The sequence below is a fragment of the Neosynechococcus sphagnicola sy1 genome, assembly GCF_000775285.1.
Classification (GTDB): domain Bacteria; phylum Cyanobacteriota; class Cyanobacteriia; order Neosynechococcales; family Neosynechococcaceae; genus Neosynechococcus; species Neosynechococcus sphagnicola.
On the sequence record NZ_JJML01000001.1, the window covers coordinates 123,057 to 136,391 of the forward strand.

At 47.1% G+C, this 13,335-nt stretch carries 13 protein-coding genes and 2 pseudogenes; 14 read left to right on the top strand and 1 reads right to left on the bottom strand.

The annotated features are described in order from the left end of the window. The first annotated feature begins 28 nt into the window (after positions 1 to 28). From DO97_RS00620 to DO97_RS00690, 14 genes and pseudogenes are all read left to right on the top strand, one after another. Positions 29 to 340, top strand: a complete 312-nt coding sequence (locus DO97_RS00620) for a nucleotidyltransferase family protein (protein WP_036530274.1) — start codon at positions 29 to 31, stop codon at positions 338 to 340. A gap of 139 nt (positions 341 to 479) precedes the next feature. Next, on the top strand, positions 480 to 818 hold the full coding sequence (locus DO97_RS00625) for a HepT-like ribonuclease domain-containing protein (RefSeq protein ID WP_036530276.1): 339 nt from the start codon (positions 480 to 482) through the stop codon (positions 816 to 818). Between the two features lie 21 nt (positions 819 to 839). Further along, positions 840 to 1,082 (top strand): DUF433 domain-containing protein, encoded by a 243-nt coding sequence (locus tag DO97_RS00630; RefSeq protein WP_036530277.1) that lies wholly within the window; start codon positions 840 to 842, stop codon positions 1,080 to 1,082. 5 nt (positions 1,083 to 1,087) lie between these two features. Continuing rightward, complete coding sequence (cas3, locus tag DO97_RS00635) at positions 1,088 to 3,271, top strand: type I-D CRISPR-associated helicase Cas3' (protein WP_036530279.1); 2,184 nt, start codon at positions 1,088 to 1,090, stop codon at positions 3,269 to 3,271. 757 nt (positions 3,272 to 4,028) lie between these two features. Then, entirely contained in the window at positions 4,029 to 4,274 is a 246-nt protein-coding gene (locus DO97_RS00645; protein WP_036530284.1) for a DUF433 domain-containing protein, read from the top strand. Positions 4,275 to 4,276: 2 nt separating this feature from the next. Continuing rightward, a complete protein-coding gene (locus tag DO97_RS00650) occupies positions 4,277 to 4,642 on the top strand; it encodes a DUF5615 family PIN-like protein (RefSeq protein ID WP_052128199.1) in 366 nt (121 codons plus the stop codon). A 28-nt stretch (positions 4,643 to 4,670) separates the two neighbouring features. Next, positions 4,671 to 4,850: a HepT-like ribonuclease domain-containing protein gene (locus DO97_RS29965; protein WP_036530286.1), complete on the top strand. Its 180-nt coding sequence runs from the start codon at positions 4,671 to 4,673 to the stop codon at positions 4,848 to 4,850. Continuing rightward, positions 4,825 to 8,349: a type I-D CRISPR-associated protein Cas10d/Csc3 gene (gene cas10d, locus DO97_RS00660; RefSeq protein WP_052128200.1), complete on the top strand. Its 3,525-nt coding sequence runs from the start codon at positions 4,825 to 4,827 to the stop codon at positions 8,347 to 8,349. Before DO97_RS29965 ends, cas10d begins: the two co-directional genes overlap by 26 nt. A gap of 162 nt (positions 8,350 to 8,511) precedes the next feature. Then, positions 8,512 to 9,525, top strand: a complete 1,014-nt coding sequence (gene cas7d / locus DO97_RS00665; RefSeq protein ID WP_036530289.1) for a type I-D CRISPR-associated protein Cas7/Csc2 — start codon at positions 8,512 to 8,514, stop codon at positions 9,523 to 9,525. A gap of 5 nt (positions 9,526 to 9,530) precedes the next feature. Next, positions 9,531 to 10,241 carry a type I-D CRISPR-associated protein Cas5/Csc1 gene (gene cas5d / locus DO97_RS00670; RefSeq protein WP_036530378.1) on the top strand — a complete coding sequence of 237 codons (711 nt, stop codon included), beginning with the start codon at positions 9,531 to 9,533 and terminating at the stop codon, positions 10,239 to 10,241. A 192-nt stretch (positions 10,242 to 10,433) separates the two neighbouring features. Further along, complete coding sequence (locus DO97_RS24740; protein ID WP_204368407.1) at positions 10,434 to 10,673, top strand: hypothetical protein; 240 nt, start codon at positions 10,434 to 10,436, stop codon at positions 10,671 to 10,673. 32 nt (positions 10,674 to 10,705) lie between these two features. Next, positions 10,706 to 11,527, top strand: a complete 822-nt coding sequence (gene cas6, locus DO97_RS00680; protein ID WP_036530294.1) for a CRISPR-associated endoribonuclease Cas6 — start codon at positions 10,706 to 10,708, stop codon at positions 11,525 to 11,527. Between the two features lie 7 nt (positions 11,528 to 11,534). Further along, positions 11,535 to 12,122 carry a CRISPR-associated protein Cas4 gene (gene cas4 / locus DO97_RS00685; RefSeq protein WP_204368408.1) on the top strand — a complete coding sequence of 196 codons (588 nt, stop codon included), beginning with the start codon at positions 11,535 to 11,537 and terminating at the stop codon, positions 12,120 to 12,122. Positions 12,123 to 12,124: 2 nt separating this feature from the next. Beyond that, positions 12,125 to 12,331 (top strand): annotated as a pseudogene (locus DO97_RS00690) (CRISPR-associated endonuclease Cas1); the annotation flags it as partial. Positions 12,332 to 12,339: 8 nt separating this feature from the next. Here the strand turns inward: DO97_RS00690 and DO97_RS22770 are convergent. Further along, positions 12,340 to 13,298: pseudogene (locus tag DO97_RS22770) on the bottom strand (IS630 family transposase). Positions 13,299 to 13,335 lie beyond the last annotated feature (37 nt).

The following is a 13,335-nucleotide window of genomic DNA, read 5'->3' on the forward strand; positions in this document are numbered from 1 at the left end:
TAAAACAACAGGACATGGAAGTGGAAAAATGTCGAATCAAACAAGTCTAGGCATAGATGAGCTTTTGATCAAACAGCGCGATGAAATCTTAAAGATTTCAGCCCAACATGGAGCCTTTAATGTGCGGGTGTTTGGCTCTGTAGCACGAGGAGAAGCCGATGAAACGAGTGATATTGATTTTCTAGTGGATTACTCTCTAAATCAAATTAGTCCTTGGTTTCCAGCTAGTTTAGTCTTGGATCTGGAAAAATTGTTGGGACGAAAGGTAGATGTGGCAACTGAAGGATCGCTGAAGGAACGAATTCGGGAACGGGTGTTGGCAGAGGCAGTTCCGCTATGAGGAATGATACCGAACGACTAAGGGATATGTTAGAGGATGTTTTAAAAGTCTTCTGAACCGTGTTTGGCTACCTCAGTTACCTAGAGACTACTAGGACGGAATAGGTGTTTGAGCCTTTCCACTTACTGAACTAAGTAGCATTTGGAACTCAACTCGACCCTTTTCAGACATCCTCTTAGAGGCGATCGCCCAGGTTGAACGATATGCAATGCGAGGACAAGACGCATTTAAACAAGATGAACTCGTGCAAGTCTGGATTATTCATCATCTGCAAATTTTAGGTGAAGCCGCCAGTAAATTGTCAGATTCCTTCGTTGCACAGCATTCAGAAGTTCCCTGGTCTGTGATCGTGGAATTCAGAAATATTTTGGTTCACGAATATTTCAGGGTGAACTTACAGATGGTTTGGCAAATTGTAGAGCGGGATTTACCTAATCTCAAAGCCAGAATCACAGCTATTTTGCAAGACAAGTCATGATCTAAGCAGTGTAGACAACAAATGAGTAACTCAGACCTACTATTTCGTATTTCTAGTGACCCTAACATTTGTTTCGGTAAGCCCTGTATTCACGGGCACCGTATCTGGGTATCGCTGATTTTGGATTATCTGGCGGCTGGGGAGACGATCGAGGGGGTGTTGGAAGCATATCCTAGCCTCGATCGTGCAGATGTATTGGCTTGTATTGCCTATGGTGCAGAAAGTTCAGAAATATCCAAGAGTGTTGAAATTGAGATTTTTTGAAGTCAATGACAAAGTATCGTGTCACGCTTAAACCTGTTTATTCTTGTCCAGCTTCCGAGTTGCCAGCGGGCATAAATCTACCTGAAGGGTGGTCATCTTTATCTTGGCATCAAGTAGAAACGTTCAATGCTCTGAACAATTCAAATATTGATGTTGTGTTCAACACTGCTATGACCGGAGATGGTAAAAGCTTAGCTGCGTATCTGCAAGTGCTACAGGGAAAGTGTTGCGCGATCGGACTTTACCCCACCAATGAACTAGCTCGTGATCAAGAAACTCAAACTCAAGAGTACATTACGAAATTTCAACCACCGAGTGATCTGCGCGTTGTCAGACTGAGTGGAGCAGAATTAGAGATTTATTCAGAGAGTGAGGGGTTAAGGAAAGGAGCAGCACTCTCTACTCGTAGCAGTCAATCAGAGGTTCTGTTGACAAACCCAGATATTTTTCACTATCTCCATCGGGGAGCCTATTTGATCCCAAAAGATAGTCCCGATAAGTTGTGGGGACGAATTGACAAAGATTTTGACCTGTTTATTTTTGATGAATTTCACGTGTTTGCGGCTCCCCAAATCGCCAGCGTGATCAACACCCTGCTGTTGATTCGCTGTACTAATCGGAGGAAAAAGTTTCTGTTCCTATCTGCTACCCCAGATGAGCACTTAATCCGGCGACTCAGAATAGCTGGCTTTCGCTGTCAAGAGATTAACCCAGTTCAACAGGGCAAATACCAGTTTCCCGATCGTCTAGACAAGCAAACACAGCTTCAGGCAACTCATTGGCGGCAGGTAGCACGCGCCATTCAACTCAAGTTTGTTCCACTTGCCTCTGGCACAAAAGCTTCAGAAACTTGGTTGAAAGAGAATTGCAGTCTGATCAGAGAACAATTTCAAAATCATCCCGGCAGCAAAGGCGCGATTATTCTCAATTCCATTGCTGCGGTTAAACGGCTGACACCCTTTTTCCAGGAGCTATTACAATCCTTGGGGTTAACGGTTGGCGAAAATACGGGTCTTTCTGGCAAAACCATCAGGGAGCAGTCCCTTGCAGCAGATCTGGTGTTAGGCACTAGCACGATCGATGTGGGGGTAGACTTCAAGATTAATTTCCTGATCTTTGAATCCTCGGATGCGGGGAACTTCATCCAGCGCTTGGGGCGGTTAGGGCGACATGATTGGTATAACCGGGATGGACAACGGGTTGATTTTAATGGGTTTACTGCCTATGCCTTAGTTCCTAACTTTTTTGTGGAACGGTTGTTTGCGGGAGATTCTCCACCGTTGGCAACTGAGGGGGTTTACGATCGCCCATTTCTCAATGAAACGGTTTGGGAACAGTACCGCACAATCAATGATTTTGCAGGCTACTACAAACGATGGGGGGCATTTCAATCCCTATTTTTAGGGCGGAAGCTGGCTGACAAAACGATTCAGCAGCAGTATGCCGGGAGCCTTGCTAGCTTTCAACACGACTGTGAGCAAGTGTTCGATCGCCCCTTTAGCCAACTCGCTGGGTTAGTCAAAGGATGGGCAAAGGGCTGGCAGATCCTTTCCGGTAAGAAAGAAGGCAATCCGATTTATGAGGATGCTTGCAGCTTTCGGGGTTCTAGCCTCTTGCAATGTGGGTTGTATGACCTGACGGAGGTCAATGAAGCCGATCGCTTCAAGACCTACGATTTGTCGGGGATTCTGAGCAACCTGGAGATTGAACCCTGGACAGAGGCAGGATTTCTGCGATCGCTGCAAGAAACCGCTACTCGCACCCAAAAGCCCATCCCAAAAGGACGATTTGCCCATTGTCTGGCGTTCATGAAGCTGGTCAGCTACCGAGAAGAGCGATCGATCTGGAAATTTACCTACCCTGGCGATTTGACCGAGCCAGCCAATGCCTGGAAGGTGCAAGTGTTGACAGGACTGGAAGTCTGGCAACCCGAAAACCGTTGGGTGGGTGAACTGAATAAACGACTACGCCAACAAGGGCTAGTCTGTTATTTGCTCTGCCGTCCGGTCAGTGAAGTGCGAATACGGTTGCAATTGCCAATGCACTTCCAGATTTATCCGATTAGTGATCAGCACAGTGTTCACGATGCGATCGCGCCCTATGCGATCGCTTTTGGGCAAAGTGCCCTGCTGCTGGATACGTTGGCCTATCGGTTCAAAACCAAAGGAGGTGACCCAATGATTTTTTGAGGTTTCAGTCCCGACGATCGGGATTCAGGTTAGTGCGACGGAGATGAAACAGCTTGCGCCATTAAGTTCAGACGTATTTGTTTCAGTCCCGAAGCGGGATTTCACGCTTATGACTCTATAACTGCCATAAGCCTCCGTCTGTCTCCAGCTTACCAGGGTTGAGCTAAGTTACGACCTATTTGACTGGTTAAATAGGTCTGATCTTATAGAAACTCTTTAAAGACTCTTGCGATCTGCTATCGTTTGCGCTAGCTTCGTGTTGTTCACGGTGAATATAGTTCTGACGAACTGTTCTTACAGCAAACTCAATTATTTGGAGGATTTGTATGAAAACGAAGAAGACGAAGCTTGATCTATTACTCGAAGTTCTTTCAGACGGTGAGTGGCACTGGGGTAATGAGTTAGCTGTCAAAGTTGGATGGCGGTTCGGTGATCCTGTGGATAAAGCTAGGGATAGAGGTTACCCGGTTAAAACAGAGCGGGTTGGACTTCAACATCGATATCGTTTGCCCAAATTCTAACGAACTTGGACACCCTTGGGATTTGTTTGCTTCTACAGCAAACAAATCTCCTTCAAAAGAGGGAAGCCATTAGTAGCTTTCGGCATTAAGTACAGGCGTAAGTAGTCTCAACCCCCAATGCTATTTCAATAGCAAGGCTGGTTAAGTCACTGGAAAAACCAAACCTTAAAGCAGTTAGTCTTATCAAAGCTTCTCTCTTTCCTCAAATCAAGAAAGCCTGAAGGATGAGTACATCAATGAATGATCAAACTTTATTAGAGCGGATCACGATTAACCCCACCATCTTTGGGGGGAAGCCCATCATTCGAGGTCGTCGCCTTGCGGTGGAGCATATCTTGGGGATGCTGGCGGCAGGGGATACGATCGAGATTCTCCTGGAGGGGTATCCCTGGCTAGAACGGGAAGATATTCTCGCTTGCTTAGTCTATGCCCGTCGATTAGTGGGGCATGAACGGGTTGAGCCTCTGCTGGTGGAGCGTTAATCGTGAAATTGCTCTTAGATACCTGTGTGTGGGGTGGAACTCGCACACCTCTGGTTGCTGCTGGATACGATGTGGTTTGGGCTGGCGACTGGGAGGCAGACCCAGGTGATGAGCAGATTCTGGCAATGGCTTACAGCGAGAGCCGTATTCTAGTGACTCTCGATAAGGATTTTGGAGAGTTGGCGATTGTACGAGGTTTTCCCCATTGCGGCATTGTGCGTTTGGTAAATCTCAGTAGCAGACAGCAAGCAAGTATTTGCTTAGCAGTGCTTAAACGTTACGGTGAAGAGTTACAGGCAGGTGCAATTGTTACTACTGAGTTAAATAGAGTCAGAATTCGTCCAGCAGAGGAAGAACCATTTAACTAAAAAGGCTGAAACCTTTACGTTAGAACGCATGGAGAAATTGGGTGGGTTTCGGAATATCTTGGCTCATTTGTACGACGAAATCATTCCGGAGAAAGTGTATGAATCACTGCGACATGCGTTGATTGATCACCCACAGTATCTTGCTGAGCTTGAAAATTATTTGAATTCTCTGGAGCAGGCTAATGGTGAAGCAGATTCAGAACCATGACCAAGCACAACTATCTATTTTTAAGGTGGAAGAAACTATAGTGGAGAGCGATGGTGATTTATCGGATGATAGCTGGCTAGAGGGTGACGATGGGCTTGATGGGGAGACGAGCGATCGCACCATCGCCCCTCCTGAACGAGAACTGCTCACCCTAAAATTGCTACGAGAGGCAATTCAGGCAGAAAATCCGGCTGATCTGGTGATGCGAGATTTTGCCGAATATGTGTTGCCCAATTTGTTGCAGGTGGCGATCGGCGTTACTGCCAAGGGCGGCAGATTCTTTGATGATCTGGATCAACAACGGGAAGCTGAAGGCAAAACCAAAGTTCGGCGAGATAATGCGGCTGATCAATCCCTCAATACCCATTTGCTGAATGGGCTGTTTCCAGCTAACTCGATTGCACGACGATTGGAAAGGCTAAATACGACTGTAAAACGAGTAGTTCGAGAGCGTGAACGACGTTTACTGCTTGCAGGTTTTATTCTGCATGACTTTGAAAAATTCAATTATGCTCGATTTCGTGGAATTCCTCAAAAATATCAAGATATACAGATAGCAGGTGAGGAAAAAATTCGGCAGCTATCTCTTCCAGAGCACCGAGAACTAGTCGATTCTATCTGTAAAGAACTAGGAATTGATCACTTGGTTAATCCTGGTGAACCAAGTAAATATCAAGAGTACTTAGATGACCTACTAGTTGTTATTTATAATGCCCAACGCCGTTGGGATACTAATTGGAACTTCTCAACATTCGGGTTGAGCAATCTGGTTTTACCAGATCGAACTCTTGGCTGTCTTGCTGACTTAAGCTATCTTGCAGATTTATTGTCATCCATTATTAAACATCCACAAAATGTCGAAAAAAATACCTTGTTTGAAATTATGCATAAGCTCAGCGATGGGCAATTGCGTCTTACCTATCACAGCATTGCCGAAAACCGAGGGGTGCTCACCAATGTGGTGAACAATGCCGTGATGGAGGCATACACCAGCCTGAATACGGAGAATTACACCCACTACGAACCCTTGCTGTATTTGCCAACAGGGGTGATCTACCTCGCTGATCGCAATGCGCCACCCCTTAATCCGGCAGGATTACCCGATCGGGTGGTCGCCAAAATGAAACAGCTTTGTTTTGAGCAATTGCGCCTGCGCCAAACCGGGTTTGGACGGGATGGCAAGGGCATGAAATATGCAGACTATTACACCTTGTTTTGCGACGATCGCGGCTTGATGACGATCGCCCTGGATGCCACGCTGCGCGTACTTTCTGCTAACAAAAGTTCGGTTGCGCCCAGCCGGACTGAAAACCTGCTTCGGTTTCAGCAGCAAGGAACTCTATCGGCTGACTATGACTTCCACATGAAGAATGATATTCGCATTGACCAGCTAGCCGAGTTTGGGGATGTGATTAGCCGCAAGATTTGGGGCGATCGCTATGAAAATCTTGAGCTAGCCCGCAAAGGACGCAGCCAAGCCCGCAAGAAAAACAAGGCATTACCGGAATTACCCGCGATCGACCTGCATCCAAGCGATCTGATCCATCGCATTGCCGAATCTTGGGGACTAGCCTCCTACTCTGCCCCAATCCGAGAGATTCAGCGGATTAACGAAACCTTGAAAGAGCAGGGCTTAAAGGGAAATACAGGTGGTGTTCCCTATGAGTGGTATTTCCTAGCAGCGACCTATCTTGACCACCATCCTGGACTGGAGACGATTCGAGAGACTGGGGAAACAATCATTAACGTTGTCGCTAATTTGATTGAACCGATCATTGCCCAGTACAAACTACCCGATGGCTGGGATGATTTGCGCCAGTGGGTCAACCAAGTCGTCATGTTGCCTGGTAGCAATCAACCGCCACCAGATCAAGAACAAGAACAAGCCGATATCTTCCTCAAAGAACTCGCCCACTATACCGCTGCTAAGAAACCCGGTCGGGGACGGCAACTGATTTGCTCTATCTCCCATTCTGCTTACAGTGTCACCGAACAGATGGAATCCGCTGTGCTGTTTACCCCCCAGGTCTACACCAACAAACAAATGTTGGGAGGTTCCAATGCCAAGCGCAATATTTCTAGCATTGCGGGCTTAGAAATGATGCTGAGGCAAATTCTGATGAACCAAACCCAGGCGGTGGGTAAGCGGTTTGAAGATGGCAAATATCGCTATCTCTACTTCTACCCGACGTACTATTTCACCCCTGAAACCAACAAGTTTCTGCAAAAGGCGTATAGCAGTATTGCCCAAACTCGCTTTGACACCAGCATTCGTAATCACTTTATCTCAAAGGATTTGGAGGCGAATTTTGAGCGATCGCGCTATCAAACCGTCGATGCCTTCTTAATGGATGAGGGGCTAGACCGCAAGAAAAAGCTAGATGAAGCTGACCCAGAGTATAAGCGCGATCGCACCTTCAAGCTTGCCTATCCTGACGACCAACCGCTCACCTTCTATTTCATGGCACTGCCGCCAGGGAAAGACCCCACAGATACAGAATCTTGGGTGATGCCCGCTTGGTTAGCCTTTGCCTTCCCGATGATTCTGGATGTCAAAACCGTCGTCTCAGAATCGCCGATTCCACCGTTTAACGATGGGGCAGAGTTTGAAGAAAGCGTCTTTCTTGACAGTGCCCCGCAAGCGTTTCGTGTGTTGACAGGGCGCGATCGCTTCCGGTTGGACTCCATTCTGGAAGGTTGGCAAAATCCCGATGGCACTAAACAAGCAGCCCCGCTCACCGTGCTCACTGCTGCCTATGCCATTCACCTGGATGTGAACGCTAAGCAGGGGAAAAGTGGCTATGACGCGAACTGGGGCAAACTCACCGAGTTAGCTAAGGATTTTGAAACCAGTCCTCTTCATGTCTTTAGCTATCTCAGCCGGTGGGTACGTAATCAGAAACTAGACGCTCCTAGCACCAGCAAAATGAAGCTCTATGCCTATCATTTTTATCCGTGTTTTGACCCATATACCAAGTTTGACCCTAATTTGGAGGCATTAACTGTGGAACCAGAATCAGCGATCAATCACCCCCAGAAACTCACCGATCTCTATCGTCAGTTTTATCGGGCAAAAAAGTCATTTAACCCAAAATCCAACGCGGTACTCAAGCCGATCGACCTCGCCGCAGAAACCATTCTCAAAGCTGAATCCACTGTTTTTCAGGGTGAAACATTAGTAATGGCAGTGGCGGCTGAGATTTTCAAACTCATGGATCGGGTTCATGCCTCCACCGCAGACGGACGATGGATCATCAGCGATCGAGAGGACGAGCGACAAGCCGTGCTTAGCTTTGCTCACTATTTTGTCAAGGATGTGTTTGAAGGCGCATTTGCAGGCGATCGTGCCCGTCTTGCCGGACGGCAACTCAATCTCATCCGCGATACCTGCGAGTTTCTCTATCGCTTAGCACAAGACAAGGAGAACCAAGAATGGCGAAAGAATAATCCTGACAAAGTGAAGAGCAAATCCCCTGAAGACGAACTCGAAGATGACTAGCCTTACAAGGGTTGGGAGACCCAACCCCTACAGGGAAACCCAACCCCTACAATTGCATCATTTGATTGGTTTGTAGGGGCGCGGTTCCCGCGCCCTAGATAGGGCACATGAATGGTTACCTCGGTGAAGACACAGAACGATATTAACAATAGGAGAAAAACTATGACATTGCTAAAAACCGTCAACGCCAAATTCTTCCACGCTGAAATCCCCTACAAGCCCATGGGCAAGTATGTCCATTTCCTCACTGTTCGGGTCACAGAGTCCTATCCCTTGTTTCAAACCGATGGGGAACTCAACAAAGCGCGAGTAAGAGCAGGAGTCACCGATTCAACACCCATTAGCCGTCTAGCCATGTTCAAGCGAAAACAATCTACCCCAGAGCGGTTGGTGGGGCGAGAACTGCTGCGTAACTATGGCTTGATGACGGCGGAAGAGTGTGAATACAACGTCAAGTTTGCGATGAATAATCCTGATTGCATTATCTATGGGTTTGCGATCGGCGACTCTGGCTCCGAGAAATCCAAAGTGGTGGTGGATACTGCTTTCTCGATCACCGCCTTCGATGAATCTCACGAGACCTTTACACTAAATGCCCCCTATGAAAATGGGACAATGGCATCTAAAGGCGAAGCTGGCTCAAAACCAGGAGAGGTGACCAGCCGGATCAACCAACAAGATCATATTCGTCCGCAGGTGTTTTTCCCCAGTATTGTCACTCTGAAAGATCCAACCGAGGCGAGTTTTCTCTATGTCTTCAACAACATTCTGCGGACTCGTCATTATGGCGCACAAACGACACGCACCGGTCGAGTGCGGAATGAGTTGGTGGGCATTGTGTTTGCGGATGGCGAAATTATCAGTAACTTGCGCTGGACCCAGGCAATTTATGACCAAATGCAAGCAACTGGCACGCTGCATTCTCCTGATCCGCTGAATGAAGATGATGTGTTGACGGCTGCTCAGGTTGCGGTGGAGGGACTTATGGCAAGCGAATCTCTTGTTCATACCGATTTTATTGGTGAAGCATTCAAGCCTCTGCTCGCAGAGGTGAAAGCACAAACCGGCAGCGAAGAGTCGTTGAGGGCAATCCTCAGACTAGCTGATGATGAAGCCAAGGCTTATTTTGCGAAGCATGTTGAAAAGCCCAAGAAAGCGGCTGCACAAGCGAGGTAATGCTGATGACCATGATCTATCATTGCACCCTAGAACTACACGACAGCCTCTACTTTGCTACTCGTGAAATTGGACGACTCTACGAAACCGAACCCGTGTTGCACAACTATGCACTCTCCTATGTGCTGGGATTGATCGATAATCCCCAGTACAACACGGTGGTTCCCGAGGAACATGCCTATCGCTACTTTTGTTCTGAACAAGTACCCAAGTATGAGGAGCACCTAACACCGCTGAATCAACAGGGGATTTATGTGACTCCAGCCAGAGCGGTTAGCCATACTGCTATTCTCAATACTTGGAAGTATGCGGATAACCGCTACCATGTTGAAATGGAGCCAACCTCCAAGAACATTCCCAGCTTTGGCAGAACCAAGGAAATTGCCCCAGAGAGCCAATTTGAGTTTTTTCTGATTACGGAGAAAGCTCTAGTTCTACAAAGGTGGGTACGAATTGGGAAATGGGCGAGTAAAGCAAGGCTGGAGGCTGTAGAACTTCCTAAGCTGACGTTGCATTCAGCGGGTGAGTTTGCCTATCCCCATCCGCTTAACCCGTTGGATGTCATGTTCACCAATCAGGTGTTGAGCTATGACACGGTGAACATGCCACCTGTGAGCTTGATTCGTAATGTGCGGATGATTGGGGAGTTTTACACCGTGGAGGGGATGCAGGGCTTAAAGATTCCAGCCAAGATGCAGTACCGATTTAGCAATTGAGGTGATTTGAATTAAAGCGATCGCCCCTTTCTTCTCCCGATCCCCCATGTATGCTACCCCCATTTATCATCACCCCCCATAGAGATCCATCAATGAAGATTCTTGATGCCACACAGTCCTATACCTTCAGCAAAATCTTTTACCAAGGCAGGATTGCTTTGGAGCATCATCACTGACCAAATCTTTTCCTTTTTGGCTTTTTGGATGTTCCGGGCGATCGCCCCTACAACATTTCTTCCGCGAACCCCCGACTATTTTGGAGTGCCAACCAATGAGTACGCCGACGCTGATAGGCTTCAATCTCTGGTGCAAGGGAATGATCCAGATCAATTGAACAAGCTGTTTGGTGGGAACTACCTTCACTGGCAAAGCTGCTTTGAGTTTCTCCGTGAGCGCTTACCCCTCTTCATAATTGTCGATTTGCATCAGTAAATTCTCCTGCACCTAAAGCTTACTAAAATTTTATGCCTTATAGCCTTGTCCTCAACCTGCTACCCCGATCGCCCATTCCGCAAGCACATCTAAGCGGTCGCCATCTTCACGCCTTATTTCTTGACCTAGTGCAAGCCATTGATCCAGCGTTGGCAAACGCTTTGCACCAACAGCAGTCAGAGAAAGCGTTTACCCTCAGTCCGCTGCAAGTTGGCAACCCCAAAGGAAACACACTTCAATGGCAGCACGATCGCTCGATTTCTGCTGGAACGCCTTGCTGGTGGCGCATTTCCCTACTAGATGAAACATTATTTGGCAGGCTAACTCACCTCTGGCTAAACTTGAACACTCAAAAGTCCTGGCATCTAGGGGCAGCAGATTTGGACGTAATCAATATTTTGGGTACGCCACAAGCCACCCAACCCTGGGCGAACTTTTCAACCTATGCTCAACTTTACGAACAAGCATCAGACTGCGATCGCCTGATTCATCTGAAATTCTACACACCTACTACCTTTCGAGTCACAAACTATGACTGTGCCTTACCAACCAAAGAACTTGTATTTCAAAGCCTACTCAAACGATGGAATCAATACAGCCAAATCTCCTTTCAAAAAACATTAATCGAACCGATTTATCCTAGCTTTTTTGACATTCGGACTGAAATTGCGATCGACAATCGCAGTAAATTTATTGGCTGTGTGGGAAACATCACCTTTCAAATCTTGGGAGACATTGATCCATCGACGATTCAGCAGATTAATACACTTGCAGATTTTGCTGTTTTTGCAGGTATAGGACGCAAAACCCCGATGGGAATGGGAATGGTACGACGACATCCAAGAAAAAGTTGACATGATCATGGAAAATTACTTACCCCTGGCATACCTGAATGCCTGGGAATACTGCCCACGCCGCTTCTACCTGGAATATGTGTTGGGAGAAATGGCAGACAACGAACATATCATCCTGGGTCGCTATCTACATCGCAATATTGATGAAGAAGGCACCATTCAGGAAGGTGATACCCGGATTCATCGCCATCAGTGGGTGTGGAGCGATCGCCACCAGGTGACTGGCATCATCGACGCCGTAGAAGAACGAGCCGGACAGTTAATCCCGATTGAGTACAAGAAAGGTCGGATGGGCAACCACCTTAACGATCACTTTCAACTCTGCGCCGCTGGGCTGTGTTTGGAAGAACGAACTGGCAAGGCGATCGCCTACGGTGAGATTTTCTACCATGCCAATCGTCGTCGCCAAAAAGTTGAATTTACCCCTCAACTAAAAACTGCTACTGAACAGGCGATCCAAGCCGCTCATCAAGCTGTCCATCAGGTAATGCCTGCACCTATTGAACATCCTAAAAAGTGCCAGGCGTGTAGCCTCCAAGGCATCTGTTTACCCTTAGAAGTCAAGCAATTACGCCGTCAAGAAACAGAGGTATAGCAATGTCCGTTCTATATGTGACCCAACCCGATGCGGTACTAAACAAAACCTACGAAGCTTTCACAGTATCACTAAAACAGGAAGATGGTTCCTGGCAGAAACGCGCAATCCCAGCCCAAACACTTGAACAAGTTGTTCTCATGGGCAATCCGCAAGTAACAGGCGATGCCTTTGTCTATGCCCTGGAGCTAGGAATGCCAATCCACTATAGCATTTTTCACTCTTGTGAGGCGTAGTAGCAACAGTGAGTGAACCAAGTTTTTGAGGTTTTCCAAAGATACTTGAGTAAAAAGCGTCTTCAATGGCATTAGCGAGATCGGGATAGCTGCGTGCCCCAATCGTCCGCAAAATAGTTTTTAATCTTTGAGAAGCAATTTTCTATCGGTGAAAAGTCTGGAGAATAGGGAGGTAAATAAATCAACTTAGCACCCACGTCCTCAATCAGCTTTCTGATCGTGTCATGGTTGTGTATCGAGTAGTTATCCATAATCACACAAGCTCCTTTCCAAAGTTTCGGAACCAGGTGGCGAGCAATGAAGGCTTCAAAGGTCAAACCATCGGTTGAACCGACGATACTTACGTTAGTGACAACGGTTTTGAGGCTGATTGCACTGATTGTAGAGACTCGTTTACCTCGCTTGCTGGGGCGCTTACCCCGTGCTCTTTTACCTTTAGGGGCACGAGCATGTAACCGGGTGAGGGCTAAATCAACCCCAAATTCATCAATGAAGATCAGATCTTGGGCTAGAATACCCCGCACTAACTGCCAAAACTCAAATCGCTTTTGTTGAACTCGCTCAGTTTCTTTCTCAGGGGGATGCAGTGTTTTTTTTAAAGGGTCAAGTTCAGCTTCTGAAGCATCCGAAACATTGTCGTTATGCTGACTCGAACCCCAACTGCTTCGTCTAACAGATCACACAGTTCGCTCAAGGTGGCATCATTATTTGTCTCAACTAAGCCACTCAACACAGCCAGATGCTCAGCACTGAGTTTGCTGGGGGTTTGTTCTGTTCGCTGCTTCGGACGGATAGTCCCGGTCTCTCGATATTGCTTCGTTAGTTTGCGTACAAAGCTGTATGCTACATGAAACTGTTCGGCTAGCTTGCGTTGAGAGGTCTTCCCGTCTATGTATCTCTCAACTATTTTTCTCCGCAAGTCTTCAGAATATGGGCGCACGTTTATCTAGATTAACAGTGGATTCCTATATCTTACC

Excerpts from the sequence above, each read along its gene's own strand:
- DO97_RS00620 (WP_036530274.1), top strand. The coding sequence starts at position 29 with ATGTCGAATCAAACAAGTCTAGGCATAGATGAGCTTTTGATCAAACAG.
- DO97_RS00630 (WP_036530277.1), top strand. The coding sequence starts at position 840 with ATGAGTAACTCAGACCTACTATTTCGTATTTCTAGTGACCCTAACATT.
- cas3 (WP_036530279.1), top strand. The coding sequence starts at position 1,088 with ATGACAAAGTATCGTGTCACGCTTAAACCTGTTTATTCTTGTCCAGCT.
- DO97_RS00645 (WP_036530284.1), top strand. The coding sequence starts at position 4,029 with ATGAATGATCAAACTTTATTAGAGCGGATCACGATTAACCCCACCATC.
- DO97_RS29965 (WP_036530286.1), top strand. The coding sequence starts at position 4,671 with ATGGAGAAATTGGGTGGGTTTCGGAATATCTTGGCTCATTTGTACGAC.
- cas10d (WP_052128200.1), top strand. The coding sequence starts at position 4,825 with ATGGTGAAGCAGATTCAGAACCATGACCAAGCACAACTATCTATTTTT.
- cas7d (WP_036530289.1), top strand. The coding sequence starts at position 8,512 with ATGACATTGCTAAAAACCGTCAACGCCAAATTCTTCCACGCTGAAATC.
- cas5d (WP_036530378.1), top strand. The coding sequence starts at position 9,531 with ATGACCATGATCTATCATTGCACCCTAGAACTACACGACAGCCTCTAC.
- cas6 (WP_036530294.1), top strand. The coding sequence starts at position 10,706 with ATGCCTTATAGCCTTGTCCTCAACCTGCTACCCCGATCGCCCATTCCG.
- cas4 (WP_204368408.1), top strand. The coding sequence starts at position 11,535 with ATGGAAAATTACTTACCCCTGGCATACCTGAATGCCTGGGAATACTGC.